Origin of the sequence: Allosphingosinicella sp., assembly GCF_036387615.1 — a bacterium.
Classification (GTDB): Bacteria; Pseudomonadota; Alphaproteobacteria; order Sphingomonadales; family Sphingomonadaceae; genus Allosphingosinicella.
The window spans coordinates 24,828-38,669 of sequence record NZ_DASVTH010000009.1 but is presented as its reverse complement, the minus strand read 5'-3'; the positions used below and the strand labels follow the sequence as shown (position 1 = coordinate 38,669).

General features: G+C 64.8%; 19 protein-coding genes and 1 tRNA gene. 8 read left to right on the top strand and 12 right to left on the bottom strand.

All coding sequences use genetic code 11. The annotated features are described in order from the left end of the window. Window positions 1-30: 30 nt before the first annotated feature. The gene (locus tag VF631_RS01550) at window positions 31-177 is read right to left on the bottom strand and encodes a hypothetical protein (RefSeq protein WP_431848500.1); all 147 of its coding nucleotides are present in this window, start codon (window positions 175-177) and stop codon (window positions 31-33) included. Between the two features lie 907 nt (window positions 178-1,084). Here VF631_RS01550 and VF631_RS01545 point away from each other — a divergent pair. Beyond that, complete coding sequence (locus VF631_RS01545) at window positions 1,085-1,522, top strand: FKBP-type peptidyl-prolyl cis-trans isomerase (protein ID WP_431848499.1); 438 nt, start codon at window positions 1,085-1,087, stop codon at window positions 1,520-1,522. Window positions 1,523-1,790: 268 nt separating this feature from the next. Here the strand turns inward: VF631_RS01545 and VF631_RS01540 are convergent, their stop codons facing one another. The 5 genes from VF631_RS01540 to VF631_RS01520 form a co-directional block, all read right to left on the bottom strand. Further along, window positions 1,791-2,519 (bottom strand): autoinducer binding domain-containing protein, encoded by a 729-nt coding sequence (locus VF631_RS01540; protein ID WP_431848522.1) that lies wholly within the window; start codon window positions 2,517-2,519, stop codon window positions 1,791-1,793. A gap of 88 nt (window positions 2,520-2,607) precedes the next feature. Then, window positions 2,608-2,862 carry a hypothetical protein gene (locus VF631_RS01535; protein ID WP_431848498.1) on the bottom strand — a complete coding sequence of 85 codons (255 nt, stop codon included), beginning with the start codon at window positions 2,860-2,862 and terminating at the stop codon, window positions 2,608-2,610. Window positions 2,863-2,914: 52 nt separating this feature from the next. After that, window positions 2,915-3,802 (bottom strand): tyrosine-type recombinase/integrase, encoded by an 888-nt coding sequence (locus VF631_RS01530; protein WP_431848521.1) that lies wholly within the window; start codon window positions 3,800-3,802, stop codon window positions 2,915-2,917. After that, the gene (locus VF631_RS01525; RefSeq protein ID WP_431848520.1) at window positions 3,736-4,008 is read right to left on the bottom strand and encodes a hypothetical protein; all 273 of its coding nucleotides are present in this window, start codon (window positions 4,006-4,008) and stop codon (window positions 3,736-3,738) included. The genes VF631_RS01530 and VF631_RS01525 overlap by 67 nt, the downstream gene beginning before the upstream one ends. Window positions 4,009-4,245: 237 nt before the next feature. Beyond that, window positions 4,246-4,332, bottom strand: a tRNA-Leu gene (locus VF631_RS01520). 108 nt (window positions 4,333-4,440) lie between these two features. On the opposite strand from VF631_RS01520, the gene VF631_RS01515 reads away from it, so the two are divergent. From VF631_RS01515 to VF631_RS01505, 3 genes are all read left to right on the top strand, one after another. Continuing rightward, on the top strand, window positions 4,441-5,388 hold the full coding sequence (locus VF631_RS01515) for a complex I NDUFA9 subunit family protein (RefSeq protein WP_431848497.1): 948 nt from the start codon (window positions 4,441-4,443) through the stop codon (window positions 5,386-5,388). 143 nt (window positions 5,389-5,531) lie between these two features. Further along, complete coding sequence (locus VF631_RS01510) at window positions 5,532-6,338, top strand: undecaprenyl-diphosphate phosphatase (protein WP_431848496.1); 807 nt, start codon at window positions 5,532-5,534, stop codon at window positions 6,336-6,338. 99 nt (window positions 6,339-6,437) lie between these two features. Continuing rightward, entirely contained in the window at window positions 6,438-6,890 is a 453-nt protein-coding gene (locus tag VF631_RS01505; protein WP_431848495.1) for a hypothetical protein, read from the top strand. A 57-nt stretch (window positions 6,891-6,947) separates the two neighbouring features. Here VF631_RS01505 and VF631_RS01500 read toward each other — a convergent pair whose 3' ends face one another. Next, window positions 6,948-7,112 carry a hypothetical protein gene (locus VF631_RS01500; protein ID WP_431848494.1) on the bottom strand — a complete coding sequence of 55 codons (165 nt, stop codon included), beginning with the start codon at window positions 7,110-7,112 and terminating at the stop codon, window positions 6,948-6,950. Between the two features lie 88 nt (window positions 7,113-7,200). On the opposite strand from VF631_RS01500, the gene VF631_RS01495 reads away from it, so the two are divergent. Together VF631_RS01495 and VF631_RS01490 are read left to right on the top strand one after the other, a co-directional pair. Next, the gene (locus tag VF631_RS01495) at window positions 7,201-8,076 is read left to right on the top strand and encodes an alpha/beta hydrolase (RefSeq protein ID WP_431848493.1); all 876 of its coding nucleotides are present in this window, start codon (window positions 7,201-7,203) and stop codon (window positions 8,074-8,076) included. Between the two features lie 237 nt (window positions 8,077-8,313). Continuing rightward, window positions 8,314-8,628, top strand: a complete 315-nt coding sequence (locus tag VF631_RS01490; RefSeq protein WP_431848492.1) for a UrcA family protein — start codon at window positions 8,314-8,316, stop codon at window positions 8,626-8,628. 79 nt (window positions 8,629-8,707) lie between these two features. Here the strand turns inward: VF631_RS01490 and rplQ are convergent, their stop codons facing one another. Then, entirely contained in the window at window positions 8,708-9,130 is a 423-nt protein-coding gene (gene rplQ / locus VF631_RS01485) for a 50S ribosomal protein L17 (protein ID WP_431848491.1), read from the bottom strand. Window positions 9,131-9,328: 198 nt separating this feature from the next. Continuing rightward, on the bottom strand, window positions 9,329-9,589 hold the full coding sequence (locus VF631_RS01480) for a hypothetical protein (RefSeq protein WP_431848490.1): 261 nt from the start codon (window positions 9,587-9,589) through the stop codon (window positions 9,329-9,331). A 247-nt stretch (window positions 9,590-9,836) separates the two neighbouring features. On the opposite strand from VF631_RS01480, the gene VF631_RS01475 reads away from it, so the two are divergent. Continuing rightward, window positions 9,837-10,631: a DUF1206 domain-containing protein gene (locus tag VF631_RS01475; RefSeq protein WP_431848489.1), complete on the top strand. Its 795-nt coding sequence runs from the start codon at window positions 9,837-9,839 to the stop codon at window positions 10,629-10,631. 214 nt (window positions 10,632-10,845) lie between these two features. Here VF631_RS01475 and VF631_RS01470 read toward each other — a convergent pair whose 3' ends face one another. From VF631_RS01470 to VF631_RS01460, 3 genes are all read right to left on the bottom strand, one after another. Then, window positions 10,846-12,447 carry a M10 family metallopeptidase C-terminal domain-containing protein gene (locus VF631_RS01470; RefSeq protein WP_431848488.1) on the bottom strand — a complete coding sequence of 534 codons (1,602 nt, stop codon included), beginning with the start codon at window positions 12,445-12,447 and terminating at the stop codon, window positions 10,846-10,848. 136 nt (window positions 12,448-12,583) lie between these two features. Next, a complete protein-coding gene (locus tag VF631_RS01465; protein WP_431848487.1) occupies window positions 12,584-13,054 on the bottom strand; it encodes a helix-turn-helix domain-containing protein in 471 nt (156 codons plus the stop codon). A gap of 12 nt (window positions 13,055-13,066) precedes the next feature. After that, window positions 13,067-13,351: a helix-turn-helix domain-containing protein gene (locus VF631_RS01460; protein ID WP_431848486.1), complete on the bottom strand. Its 285-nt coding sequence runs from the start codon at window positions 13,349-13,351 to the stop codon at window positions 13,067-13,069. A gap of 220 nt (window positions 13,352-13,571) precedes the next feature. On the opposite strand from VF631_RS01460, the gene VF631_RS01455 reads away from it, so the two are divergent. Next, entirely contained in the window at window positions 13,572-13,841 is a 270-nt protein-coding gene (locus VF631_RS01455; RefSeq protein ID WP_431848485.1) for a hypothetical protein, read from the top strand. Window position 13,842 lies beyond the last annotated feature (1 nt).

Below are 13,842 nucleotides of genomic sequence, written 5' to 3'. Positions count from 1 at the left end.
CAATGCAGCACAGGCGCGTCACAGTGGCTTTCACTCGGAGGTGAAGCGCTTAACCTTGACAGGCAGCTTCTTACCTCTGGTGCGGCGGGACGGTATCTGGATCGGGTGCTTCTTCTTCCATTCGGCCCAGGTCATCGGGCCATCCGGCGTATCGATAATCGAGTCGTCAATCGACATCCAAGCACTCCGGACTACATTGGCTTCCACGTAGAACGCCTGTCGCCACCTTTCGGGGTACGAGCCGCTCATGGCGTTAGCTCAGAAGATGTGTCAACGTCGGCGATCTTCTCGAGGAGAGCCAACATGCGGAGTTGCGCAACCTTATTAGTGTTCGCCCTCTTTCCGCTCACCTCGTGCGGCAGTGGGGACGGTGTAGTGCCTGCAAGCAACAGCGACGATGATTTGCGCGGCGCTGATTCCCCTGCCCAGGCGAATGCTAGCGCAGAAACGGGCAGCGTCACCCCAAATGCCGCAGCCGCCCCACAGAGCGCCTCATCAGCCGGTCAAGAACCCGCTGCTGGCGATCCAATCGCCGCCGCAAAGACAAAGCTGGACCAATCGTCCGGCACCAAGGTGAGTCCGTGCATGACCCAGGACGGCAAAGCGCTGGGCGGCGCGCGGCTGAGGGCTGCTGGCACCGAGCCTTTCTGGAGCGCGAGCATCGAAGGCCGTTGCGTCACCTATGCGCACCCGGATGACCAAGACGGTACACGGGTATGGACGCGAGCTAGCGTCGCGCGAGGGGGCGGTAGCTGGTCCGGCACGCTTGAGGGGCGTCGCTTCGAGCTTCGGGTTACGCCGGAGCCGGGCTGCTCTGACGGAATGTCAGATAAAAAATATTCGCTTGCAGCCGAACTGACGCTCGGTAGCGAGCGACGCGTCGGGTGTGCAGAACCGCTCTGATCACCCAAGTGTTCTCGATCGTTGCTGAACGTGGCAGGCAGACGCCGGTTTCCTCAGGATCCCCACGCAATAGGTAACGCGGTTACAGCGTTTCCATCTCCCGGCTCTCTGCTATCCAGATGCCATGACCCAACCAATCCTCGCCGTTCTCCTTGTATTGCTAACCAGTGCATGCGCCGCCGTGCCTGACATTCCGACGCCGCCGACGACAGCACCGGGTCCTGACTTTCTCGTTCGTAACGCGGCCGCAGAAAATGTGGTGACGACACCGAGCGGGCTTCAGTATTTCGTCGTTCGCTCTGGCGCGGCAGCGGGGCGGCACCCGACCGGACGCGACGTCGTGAGCTTCGACTACGAAGGAAAGCTGGTAACGGGCGAGACTTTCGACAGCAGCTTTGCGCGCGGAACGCCGATAACCGGGGCAGTGGACGGCTTCGTTCCTGGGTTCACCGAGGCATTGAAGCTTATGCGCCCGGGAGATGAATGGATTGTCTGGATACCACCTGCTCTGGGGTATGGAGATCGCGCCAGCGGACCGATCCCGGCCAACAGCGTCCTTCGCTTCCGCCTAGCCCTACACAGCATCACGCCTGCTGGGGAAGGCGCGCCGACACCCTGATCGATCTATGCGGCCCAGCGCCGCTGCCGCCATCACATTAGCCACAACGCTGGTTGCCGCTCATGTGACGGCTTCGGGAATGTTCGGTATCGGTGCCACGCGGAGCGGCCCCAACAGCCCCCACTCGCCGGTCTCGGCTCCGACGGCTCGGACAGCCCGGGCATCAAGCCGTGCATGAATGGCTATGTCTTCGAGCTGTAACGTCGGTCAGCAACGCGGCTCCGACCCGTCTCGTGCGGATCACGGACACCTGTGCAGGGCGCGCCCGTTAATCGATCAGCCCCAGCATGCAGGCTTCGACCGCTGCCTGTACGCGCGTCCTGACGCCGAGCTTGGCGCAGGCGGCGGCGATATGCTCTTCCACGGTGTCGGAGGACAATCCAAGGATGTCGGCGATCACGCCAGAGCTCTTTCCCTGACGAACCCAAGCCAAGCACTCGCGCTGACGGGCGCTCAGCGCGATCCGGGCGCTGGCGGCCGGAGAGATCAATCGGCGCAGCTCCGACCCGTAATAGGCAGACAGGATCTCGGCCGAAGTGCGGATCAGGCCGTCTTCCAGGTCGCAATCTGCGCCGGCCAGAACTACCGCGCTATAGCTCCCGTCATGCCAGCCGACCGGAGTGAACAAGCCGGTTCGCAGACCGCATTCGCCAGCTTCATTTCGAATTTGCACCTGGGCCGCGTCAACCGGGCGTCGGCGCATCACCTCGTCCCAAGAATAGGCACGCGAGGTAAGCAGCATCTCGCGCGCGATGGAGGAGGAGCTGACGTAGCGCCGCTCGATGTATCGCTTCGACCAGGACGCGTTGAAGTCGCCGCTGATCACGGCCGCATCGGGTTGGCGGTCGCGTGCGAAGAAGCGGGTTAGCGCAAAGGAAGGCAGGCCTATCTCCCCGAACAGCCGGCCCGCGGTAGCCGAAAGCGCCCCGACGTCAGGCGCAACCTTCATCGCCGCGATCCCGTCAAAGGCGCGGCGGGCAAGGTCGGCGGAAGGCATCGCCACGTCGCGCAAAAGCTTGATCCCGGAGCATTATTTTTGAATGTCCTAACCTCGGCAGCCCTCCCGCGCAATTGCCGCGCGACTTTCACGCGTGGAAGATCAACTCGGAGACGACGCCGCCGTCCAGCCGGTAGAAGGTAGGAAACCCTTCGTATCCGAACCCGCTGTCCAGCAAGAACCAGCCTTCCTCTGGGCCGCTCGCGACTCCTTGCCCCAGGGCAGTCGGCCCTTCTGGATCAGCACCGCCGCAGAAAAGCGGTGCCATGCCGCTGCCCAGCGCGCAGGCGCCGAACAGCGCACAATAGGACGCAATCCCGGTCACCTTCGATATTTTGCGCATCACCGATCCCCTTTGCGGGCAGCAAAGCCGGCCCGTGCACCCCAAGCACCCTTCATCCGCCCTTGGTCCGTGCAGGCTTCCCAGCTCCCAGAGCCGGCTCGCAATAGGGGCGTCCGGGGGATGAACCGGACGCCCCACAGACCAAAGCCTGCTTGGGTGCGACTACTCTAGCGCCCGATGTCCCTCTATCCCCCTTCCTTGGGGGGGGGGCGTACACTTCGGCTTCAAGCGTGCTTGCCATTGCGCGAAAGCCCTGCGCGGTCTTCTCATCTGCACCGAAGCTCATCCGACGGAGCGCCGCCGTCGCCGTGTTTCCAGACATCGGCCGGTCCCGCTTGCCCATAGCCGGAAAAACGAGCCGGCCGTGGCCAGACAGCCCTCGCAACTCGGCTAGGATTGCGAGTGCCTGGCGAGACAGCGGAACAACGTGCTCCCGGCGCTTCTTCATGCGGGAGGCCGGAATGCGCCAGACGTTCGCATCTAGATCGAACTCGCTCCACTCGGCCTGCCTCAGCTCGCCGGGCCGAACGAACACGTGCGGCGACAGGGCGAGCGCCAGCCGAGTGATCGGCGTTCCGCTATAGCCATCGATGGCCCGCAACAGCTCGCCCACCCTCTTTGGTTCCACAATAGCCGACAGGTTCTTCGGTTGCGGCGAAGCGATCGCGCCGAGCAAAAGCCCCGCCGGATCCGCTTTGGCGCCCGCCGTGGCGACAGCATAGCGAGGCCTCGGCTGGCGAACGCCCGCGTCGGCCGCTGTCTCCAGATTCCCCTGCCGCTCTTGTCGCTGTAACACGGCGAGCAACTCATGTGGCTCAATCTGATCAATCGACCGGTGTCCGATGGCGGGTTGGAGCGAATTGCGTGCCCAGTTCAGCTTAAACATTGTTGCGGGCGCGCGGCCCTCGCGTTCCGCCTTGCCGATGTATTCGACCGCGATCGCACCGAATGTCGTCCCCGCCGCCAGCTTCGCAGCAACTCGATCGCACCCCTTTTTAGCCGCAGGGTGCTCCCCCGCCGCCGCTTTCGCGCGAGCCTTGCCGGTAGCCCCGAGTGTGACAGACGGTACTTTCCCAACGAAAGCTTCCGCTCCGAGCCGTGCGCCCGATACTTGAGACGCCAGAGCTTCCCGCCCGTCGCTGTCACCAGCAGGTACAGCGGCCGGCATCGGCGGGCTTGTAATCCCGATCCTTGGGCTTCGCCGCTCTGATGGCCGCGTCCGTAAGCGCCATTTCCGTCCCTCTGAAAAAGGCCCCCAAAAGCGCCCCCATTTCGGTGCGGCCGTGGGCGAACAAGGGCGAGCACCCGCAACCGCGTCGCAGGAGAAAATGGTAGAAGACCTTAGTTTTGTAGAGCTTTGACGGACGCTCGCGAACGTTGAAATGGTGCCCAGGAGAGGACTCGAACCTCCACGCCCTTGCGAGCGCCAGCACCTGAAGCTGGTGCGTCTACCAATTCCGCCACCTGGGCACAGAGCGCAAACTTGCGGTAGGGGGCGGCGCTTAGACGGGGCCGGCGCTGCTTGTCAACGCGGGGCGGAGCGGGCAAGAGGCCGCCGATCCTCAGCCGGGCATATCGATGTTTTCAGAGAATTTCCGAGTGGTGACCTTGTTCGGCGGCGGCGGCTTTGTCGGCCGTTATGTCGCGCAGGCGCTCTACCGCACAGGGGCTCGCGTGCGGATCGCGCAATTCGATGCACGCAAGGCTTTTTTCCTGAAGCCGCTCGGCGCGCTCGGGCAGACTCAATTCGTTGCAGCCGATATCCGTAACCCCGAGCAGGTGCGCGCGGCGATCAAGGGCAGCGACGCCGTCGTGAACCTGGTCGGCATTCTCAGGGGCGATTTCGAGGGGTTGCATGTCGACGGGGCCCGCAACGTGGCGGAAGCCTGCGCCGAGCAGGGCGTCGGCTCCCTTGTCCACATTTCCGCGATCGGTGCGGACCCCGCCAGCGAGAGCCGCTACGGCCGTACCAAAGGGGAAGGCGAGCGCGTTACCCAGGGCGTATTCCCGTCGGCCGCGATCATCCGCCCCTCGATCGTGTTCGGGCGCGAGGACAATTTCATCAACCGCTTCGCGGGCATGATGCGGATGATGCCGGTGCTGCCGGTGGTGAGCGGCCGCACCCGCTTTCAGCCGGTCTACGCGGCCGATGTCGGCAAGGCAGTGACACAAGCGGCGCTTCACCCGGCTGACCATGGCGGCAAGACGTACGAGCTGGGCGGGCCTCAAGTGATGAGCATGCGCGAGCTGATCGAGTTCATTCGGGAGGCCACAGGGCATCGCCGGGCCCTGGTCGACGTCCCGGATCCGATCGCGAAGATGATTGCGCTCGGGCTCGGCTGGATGCCTGGAGCTCCGATCACTCATGAACAGTGGTTGATGCTGCAGCGGGACAGCGTCGTCTCGCCCGGCGCGCTGGCCCTGGACGCTTTCGGCGTCCGCCCGACCCCGCTCGCAGCCGTGTCCGAAGGATGGCTGACCAGCTACCGGAACCACGGCCGCTTCGCCGCCAAGCAGCCTTATTGAGCCAATCTGCAAACACCGCTCATCCTGAGGAGCCGCTGAGCGCAGTCGAAGCGGCGTCTCGAAGGACGCACCCGCTCCTTCGAGACGGGCCTTCGACTTCGCTCAGTTCCTCCTCAAAATGAGCGGTCAAGGTAATATGTCACATGACCGCTTCTATAGTCCTCACCATCATCCTGCTCGGCATCGTCGAAGGGCTGACCGAATATCTCCCGGTCTCCTCGACCGGGCACCTGATCCTCGCCACAGAGCTGCTCGGCTTCGAAGCGCAGCGCTGGGCGCTGTTCAACATCGCGATCCAGCCGGGCGCGATCCTGGCCATCCTGGTTCTCTACTGGCGCACGTTCCGCGATGTCCTGATCGGCCTGTTCCGGCGCGAGCCTTCGTCGATCGCGTTCGTCCGCAATCTCCTCGTCGCGTTCTTCCCGGCGGTCGTGATCGGCCTGATCTTCAACGATCCGATCGAGGCGTTGCTCGAGAATGCGATCGTCGTCGCCTGGGCGCTGATCATCGGCGGGATCGCGATCCTGGTGGTCGAGCGTTTCGCTCGGCCGGTCGACGCGGGAGGCGTTTCGGGCGTCAGCCTGCGTCAGTCGATCGGCGTCGGCCTGGTCCAGTGCCTCGCGATGATCCCGGGGGTCAGCCGCTCGGGCGCGACCATCCTCGGCGCGATGAGCTTGGGCGTCGACCGCAAGACCGCCGCAGAGTTCAGCTTCTTCCTGGCCGTCCCGACGCTGACCGGAGCGACCGTCCTGCAGCTCGCCAAGCATCGCGACGAGATCACGACGGACCTCGTCGGCCAGATCGGTCTCGGCGCGCTCGTGTCGTTCATCGTCGCCCTGGTGGTGGTGAAGGCGTTCGTCGGCATCGTCACCCGCTACGGCTTCGCCCCTTTCGCCTGGTACCGGATCGTCGCCGGCGCGGCCGCCCTGGTGTGGCTCACGGTCCGCTGAAGGCCGTTCAGACAAGGCTCATGGCCATAAAGGCATAAGGCGAACGATTTGCTATAAGGCGCGTTGTTGAGTCGCGCCCGTTTCGCCAAGGAGGCCTTTATGCGTCAACTCGTCCTCGCCGCTGCGATCGCCTGTGCGTTGCCGGCTGCCGCCTCGGCCCAGTCGTCCGCCACCTTCCCGGAGGAGATGGACGAGGAGATCGTCCGCAGCCTGCCGCATCCTTATGATGTGGAAGAAGCCGGCGACCGCCTCGGGAGCGCCGTCGGCGCGATCCTGAACGTGCCGATCGGCGGCGTCATTCAGGCGATCGACCCGGCCGCGCGGGCGCACCGCAACGACACGGTGGCGGACGTCGCCGGGCGCGACGATCCGTTTTTCGAAGAGCGGGTGGAAGACGATGTGCGCGGTCTTACCTTGAAGACGGCCGATTTGATGCGGCAGCTCACGGTGGTCGCCCCGGTCCTCCGTCGCTCGCTGGCCGATCTCGAGCGCAACCTCGAAGGCGCGATCCGCCAGCGTCCCGACCGGGATTACGACGATTATCGCCGCTAGGTAGCGGCTTGCGGTTGGGGGCGGGCGGTCTCGGTCTGGGAGTGCCCGCCCACCTTCCTAGTTTGAGCCTTCGCGCGATTCGGTCCGCTGCCGGTTCGATCCCTTGGACTTCTTCTCGCCCTGGATCGCCTCTCCGCTGACGCCCTTTGCGCGCTCATGCTCCTTGAGCGTGGGGTTGCCGGCATTGTTGCTGCCCTTTCCGTTCCCGCTATTGTCGCGCATCTTCGATCTCCTTCGGGCGGGCTAACGAAGCGGGCGCACAAGCGTTGCGCCTCTCGCCCAGCCGGTCTGCACACCTTATCTGGCCATCATGTTCCGCTTTCTCCTGATGCCGCTGGTCGCTCTTCTCGCAAGCTGCTCCCCCCTCAACACCTTCAACGCCATCGTCCCGAAAGACCGGGATGTCGCCCAGGTGGCTCGCGACCAGATCTTCCGAGATGGGCCGCGGGGCCGGCTCGATCTCTACGCGCCGCTCAACAGGGCGGCCGACGCGCGGCTCCCCGTCATCGTCTTCTTCTATGGCGGGTCGTGGGCATCGGGCGCCAAGGACGGCTATGCGTTCGTCGGCCGCGCCCTTGCCGCGCAGGGGTTCCTGGTCGCGATCCCTGACTACCGGCTGGTTCCCGACGTCCGCTATCCGCAGTTCCTGGAGGACGGCGCCGAGGCGGTGCGCTGGGTGCGCGGCAACGCGGCCCGTTTTGGCGGGGACGGCGAACGCATCGTTCTCGCCGGCCATTCGGCGGGCGCGTACAATGCCGCGATGTTGGCCTTCGACCAACGGTGGCTGGGTCAGGACACCAAGGCGGTGCGCGGCTTTGCCGGCCTCGCCGGACCCTATTCCTTTCTGCCGTTGGACAATCCCGCCACGCGAGCCGCTTTCGGCCGAGAGCGCGACTTGGCCGCGACGCAGCCCGTCAGTCATGCCGGGCCGGGCGATCCGCCCGCGCTGTTGCTGGTCGCCGGCAAGGACAATCTGGTCTACCCGCATAATGCCGAGCGGCTCGCCGCGGCACTGGGGCGAGGCGGCGTCGCCGTCGACGTCCGAACCTATGCCGGGGTCGGCCATGTGGGCATCGTCATCGCGATCGCCCGCCCGTTTCGGCGCAAGGCCCCGGTCCTGCGCGACCTTGCCGACTTTGCCCGGCGAGCGACCGCTCCGACCCCCAGGACGCCCGCGACGCGCTGATTCGCTGGCCGTCAGGGCCCTGCAAATTGCGTCGGCCGCCCGCCTGTCGATGCGGAGCGGCGGTTTGTCGAGGCGCCGGGCGCTTTGCAGAAGCACGCCGCCGCGTGGTCGAACCAGGCGCGCGGAGCGCCTACCCCTCGCTTATCCCGGGATCAGCGGCGCAGGACCAAGGATCGTCCTCATCCCTCGATCGGAGGTTCTGCGTCGCACCCCTTACAAAAGACAGGATCAGGGAAAATGTTCGCTCGCACTCTCACCGCTCTCGCTGGCGCCGCTCTGCTGGCCGCCACTCCGGCCGTTGCTCAGAATACGGCCAGCCTGTCGGTCGATACCGCCGACCTCAACCTGGCGACGGAAGCAGGCCGCGCCAAGCTTGACCGGCGGCTTCGCAAGGCGGCGAACCAAGTCTGCGACATGGGGACCACGGGCCTGCCGATGCAGATCGCGTTCCAGGTCTGCCGCGATGACGTGCTCGCCTCGGCCGGCCAGCAGGTCCAGCAGCTCGCTGCAAACAAGACCGGCCGGATCCAACTCGCGCGCAACGCGCGCTGACCCGACCTTCACGAGCGAAAAAGAGGCGCGGACCGGGAAGGGTCCGCGCCTCTTTTCGTGCGCCTTTCCGAACGGCCGATCAGGCCGCTTCGTCGAACTCGTCGGCGGTCTGGACCGGGCCGGAATCCTGGCCCTTGGCGGAAACGTCGCGATCGACCAGCTCGATGATCGCGATCGGCGCCGCGTCCGAGGCGCGGATGCCGGCCTTGATGACCCGCGTATAACCGCCCTCGCGGCCCGCGTAGCGCGGCGCCAGCACATCGAACAGCTTGACGAGCTGCGTGTCGTCGAGGAGGCGCGCATGGGCGAGCCGGCGGTTGGACAAGCCGCCGCGCTTGGCGAGCGTGATCAGCTTCTCGAGATAGGGCCGCAGCTCCTTGGCCTTGGCGGTGGTGGTGGTGATCTGCTCATGCTTGATGAGCGCAGCCGCCATGTTGCGGAACAGGGCCGCCCGGTGGCTGGAGGTGCGCTGGAGCTTACGCCCGCCGACGCGATGACGCATGATGTCTGTCCTTCGTTCGTCCCGGAACCGTGCCGGACCCCATCGAAGTAGCACTTCGACGGGAACCCCGATCAGGCATTCCGGGCCAGGCGATCGAAAAAGGGGACCGCCCATACCCAAGCGCGCGAGCGGGCGGATGCCCTTCGCGACCGCGCGCTCCTCGACGATCCCGGTCGGGATGTCAACAAGTGCCAGCGCCTATTGGGCGTTGCCGGGCGGCTCGGCCGTCGCGTTGGCGCCCTGATCGGCCGCGGCGTTGCCGCCAAATTGCTCGATGTCGGCGGCCTCCTCGGCGGCGGCTTCGTTGGCGAGGGCGGCGTCGGCGGCAAGATCGGCCTCGCTGGCCGGAGCGTCGGGCCCCGCCGCTTGCGGCGCCGCCGCCTCCTCACTCCCCCCTGCCCCGCCGCCGCCGCCGCACGCGGCGAGGAGAAACAAGGCGGGCAGGATCGATCGGGTCACGTGCATTCTCCTGAAGCGACCCTGCCATAGCGTCGGCGCGACCGCTTGCAAAAGCGCGACTGCACGCGGCGGATGTTGCTGAAGTTGCCGCGCAGGCATTCCGGCGTTGAGCGGCGGCAGGGGTGAGTAAGACATTGGCGGGGTATGAGCGAGCGGGGCGGCTGTAGGACAGCCCCTCTTCGCCCGCTCGTGACGCTCACGGAACGACCGCCCTGCCCCCGTCGTTCAAAGGGAAAGGAGCCCGCGTATGCCGAGCCTGCCCAGCCTTGAGATGCTCACCCGGGTCGGCTTTGCCGCGCGCGGGCTGATGTATGTAGTGATCGGCTACCTCGCCTTGCGCTTCGGCCAGACGGAGAGCGGCGAAGGCGCGCTGGGCTATCTGGCCGAGGGCAGCGGCAAGCTGCTGCTCGGCGTCATGGCGCTCGGCTTCGTCGCCTATGGCGTGTGGCGGGTGTCGGAAGCTTTGCTCGATACCGAAGGCCACGGCACGGACGCCAAGGGAATGGCGGCGCGGATCGGCGGGGCGCTCAGCGGAATCATCCACATCGGGCTGGCGATCGTCGCCGCCAATCTCGCGTTCGGGCGGGGCGGGTCAGGCGGCGGACAGAGCGGCGCCGAACAGGGCGCGGCCACCGTCCTCGCCTTGCCCGGCGGCCCGCTGCTGCTGCTCGTCGCCGGCGCGGTGCTGATCGGGGCTGGCCTGTGGCAGCTCGTCAAGGCGGCCAAGGCCGACTTCCTCCGCCACCTCGACGGGCGCGTGGCGCGCCAGGCGTGGGTGATGTGGCTGGGCCGCGCCGGCTATGCGGCGCGAGGCCTCGTGTTCGCCATCATCGGCTGGTCGCTGCTCCAGGCGGGCCTGGCCGACAGCGCGGCCCCCGTCGGCGGCATGGAGCAGGCGCTCGGCTCGCTCTCCGGCACCTTGCTGGCGGGGGTCGCGCTGGGCCTGCTGCTGTTCGGCTTGTTCAGCTTCGTCGAAGCCCGCTACCGCCGGATCAATGATCCGAACGTGGCGGCGCGATTGAAGGGCGCGGTGCGGGCTTGAGCCATCCTGCGCGTATTCGGGACGGCGCGCCCTCACCCGCCGACAGCCTTTTCTTGTGCGCTTGCGCTACGGATGCCACCGTAGGCCGGCTTAGCAATGACGAAGTTCGCACCGCCTAATCGGTCCTCCTCCCGAGCCCGAGGTAATCACTTCGCGGAATGACAAGACCGGGATGAAAAGCCGATGGGGTTCAAGAACCCCCACCGGCCTCTGTTCACAGGATAAAGTCTGCCGACGTGAGCGCAGCGTGATTGGCGATCGACACCGCAAAGTCGGCCACGCCGTCGCCATTCACGTCGCCCGTCAGAGTCGAGCCGTCGTACCGAAGTTCACCGGCCTTCTTCGTGAATGCCGCATTCCCGATGAAGGTGAACGCCTGATCCCTCACGGCCTTGCTGTTGGCGTCGAGCTGGCTGAGGTCGATCTTGTCCCCCCTCGCGAAGTCCAGGATCGTGTCGCCACGCTCAAGCGTGCTGAATACGAACGTATCCGCCCCTTGGCCGCCAACCAAGGTGTCCGAACCGGCAAAGCCGTTCAGGACGTCGTTGCCGCCCCGCCCTTCAAGCCTGTTCGCGACATCGTTGCCCCAGATCACGTCTCTGGCGGAACCCCCGATCGCATTCTCGATCACGGTGCCGTAGGCGATGCTGAGATTCATATATTCGGTGGCGGCGACGCCCGACACGCCCGTATCCGCGGCAATCGCCTTGGTGATCCCAGGCAAACCGTCACGTACCGCAGCGTCCAGGTCCCGCTGCGTCCAGACCCGCAGGGAGACACCGAGCTGTTCGCCCAATGCTGCGCGAGCGGCATTCACTTCCGACAAGGTGGGGATCGACTGACCGACGGAGCTGAACGCGCCATCATGGAGGTCGATGAAATTGCCTGCCTTGAAGCCCGACAGGTCCAGAGTGTCGACACCTCCGGCATCATAGATCGTGACGTTTGGATATGGATTCTTGCCGAAGTCGTAGACGTAGCGATCCGCGTTCGAGTTGAAGCCGTACGTCGTGTCGCCGGTCCGCGTCGTCAAATCGGCTCCGTAGACGGACTGAACTGCAAGAACGTCGTGCAGCATCGGTGTTTGCGAATAGGCAGTCTGCTGCGTGAGCCAATTTCGCGTGAACTGCCCCGTGATGTTGCCATCCCAGTAGGACATGATGCTGTACTGCGTGGTATCCTGGGCGTACTCGGCAAGTCCGTTATAGTCTTGCGTCACGTTCGGATCGTAATTGTACTGACCGGGATGGGACAATCCGATCGCGTGACCGATTTCGTGGACGAGTGTCGTCGAACCGTACCCACCACCGCCGAACCAAAGGTTGGTCACGTTGTCGACGTAAGGATCGTTGACGAAAACGTCGCTCTGGAACTTCCAGCCTTCCTTAGTCGGATAATAAGCATAGGCCTGAGCCGGATCGAGGGAGTTCGAGAACTGGATGTCTCCGCCGGTACCGTTCGTTTCCTCAAAGGAGAGCGGGACCAAGTCATCCCAAAGCTGGATCGAGAGCCGGGCCTCGGCCTTTTGCACCTCGCTGAACGGCGAAAGGCCGGCGGCAGCGGAAAAGCCGATGGTCGGATTGTTGTAGAGGCCGGTAAGATGATCCTTCGTCAGGAAGGTGTAGGTGATGACGCCGTTGCCGTCGGTTAGCGGGGCGCCGGCATCAATCTGACCGACGACCTGATCAAGAGTGTAGATCTCCTTGCCCTGGAAAGTGCCGCCGGCGAGGGGATCAAGGCTTGCGTCATGAGCGCTGGACCTGATAACTCTGTCATCCGCCGTGAACCGATCAGACGAAGTTTTTCTGACGCTCATCCTATTTCCCCCTCTGGACCACGGCCGCTGCCGCTGCCGACAAGACAGGCTGACCAGAGTCAGCCCGCGAGTCAATCACCGTCTGTGATACGGCCGAATTTCCAAAGCTTTAGCAGAAAGCGCGCAGGCTTGAATGTCATCTTTGTGGTGTCCGCACAGCGTTGCGACGCAGGTGCCGAGAACGCGACGCTGTCGGGCGTCGAACCGCGCGTACCGTCGACCATTCAGACCGCCTTCGCTCCCTGAAGCGGGTAGGGGCGCCCCAGCGCGTCTGCTGGCAGGCCGAGTCCGACATGGAGCCGTCGTATGGTTGCAAGGGTGAGCGGCCGATTGCGCGCCAGCACTTCGGACCCCCGACCGCGACCGCCCAGGAAAAGGCTGCAACGCCAACCGCCAGGCCGCGCTGCTCCATTACAACCTCGATCAGCGCGATCGGGTCGGGCGCGGCGATCCGGTGGGTCTCGGCTTCATAGGCTTGGATCAAGGTCGTGAGACTGTCGAGCCGGTCGCCTTCCGCCGTTCCGGCGCGCGCCGTCAGAAGTGTCTCGATTTCCGCGAGCGCGGCGTCATAGTCCCGCTCGCTGCGGAGAGGCTTCGCCGGCACCATTCACCACCTGCCTTATACGAGTTGAAGTTCGACACGCCTACCAACGACGGCGGCAGCGCGTTGCAAGGTCTCAATCGTCACGTTCCCATCATTCGGGTCGAGGACCCGGGCGACCTGGGTGCGGCTGGTGCGCATGAGTTTGGCGAGTGCGTTCTGGCTGAGGTTGCGGTCGCGCATCGCCTTGGCGAGCTGCCAGGCGATGACTTCCTTGATCGCCCTGGCCTGAAATCTCGGCAGCACGCCTTCTTCTTCGAGGAAGCTGTCGAGCGTCGTGCCGCGATGTTTGTTGTTAGCCATGGTTCACCTTTTTCGCGGTCCTGAACCAACCCCCTATCGTCTGCAACGATGTATCAACGGCTTGTAGTGCAAGAAAAGGGAGCAGGCAAAAGCCGTCGGAGAAGACTAGATGAGATTTGGGATCCCTTCCGCGCTCGCGGTTGTAGCGCTCATGACTGCCGGATGCGGTTCCGCGCAGGCTTCGAACTTGGACCCAGCAAACGATGGACACTGCACGGCAGTGACATACGTCTTCCAGAAAGATGCAGCGTCGAACCCGAAAGCCACAGCCGAACAGAAGCGAGCGTTGTCGATGACCTTCGAATGGTATGCGGCGCGTGCACGAGCAAATGCCGCCGAGCGGGACGATGTTATTGGGGTGATGCGCGAGATGAAGCCCGTCTTAGTAGCCGTTGCCGCCGAGCCGGAAGCAGCAAGAGACGAGTTAGTCGCATGTGCCAAGCGGGCGGCAGATGATCCGAGCTTTGCAGCGGCTCTGCGCAAACGCTAAA